The 491-nt window shown below is 42.6% G+C and carries 2 protein-coding genes; both read right to left on the bottom strand.

From position 1 onward, the window contains the following. Positions 1 to 111: 111 nt before the first annotated feature. Complete coding sequence (locus tag BM613_RS14735; RefSeq protein ID WP_109431875.1) at positions 112 to 306, bottom strand: helix-turn-helix domain-containing protein; 195 nt, start codon at positions 304 to 306, stop codon at positions 112 to 114. Further along, a partial coding sequence (locus BM613_RS14730; RefSeq protein WP_146192870.1) for a sigma factor-like helix-turn-helix DNA-binding protein occupies positions 303 to 491 on the bottom strand: 189 nt, incomplete at its 5' end. The genes BM613_RS14730 and BM613_RS14735, both read right to left, overlap by 4 nt.

The following is a 491-nucleotide window of genomic DNA, read 5'->3' as shown; positions in this document are numbered from 1 at the left end:
CACCTCCTACTCTATAAAGAGGCTTTGACCCCTTGTTTTTACTCCCCCTTCTCAAAAAAAATTTGATCCATAAAAAGAGCCAGATGCGCATAGATCGCTCTGACTCTTCACTTACTTTTGTCCCACGCGCTCATAGATTTTTTGTAGAAACTCTTCGCGTACTTCTTGCGCCACATCTTCGTTTAAAACACCGTTTACTCTCGATACACTACGAATCAACGGCTCAAATCGCAAAATAATCTCTCCAAAGGCTACCTTATCATCCGCCTTTGCACGTTCAAATAATTCAACGAGGGTTTCACTCATTCGCTTGCCCACTCGTTTCGAAGCATCTCGATCACTTTCTTATGCAACCGACTTACCTGCTGTTGGCTGAGTTGGAGGGCATCCGCAACCTCTCTCTGCGAGTATCCGAAAAAATCAATCAAAAAGAATATCGTGAGTTGTTGTGTTGTAAATTGACGAAATATATCATCCCACTCTACAATCGT

It is taken from the genome of Sulfoacidibacillus thermotolerans (assembly GCF_003144315.1).
GTDB classification, from domain to species: Bacteria; Bacillota; Bacilli; order Alicyclobacillales; family SLC66; genus Sulfoacidibacillus; species Sulfoacidibacillus thermotolerans.
Note: the sequence above shows the minus strand (reverse complement) of the source record. Positions and strands in the feature narration are given on the sequence as shown.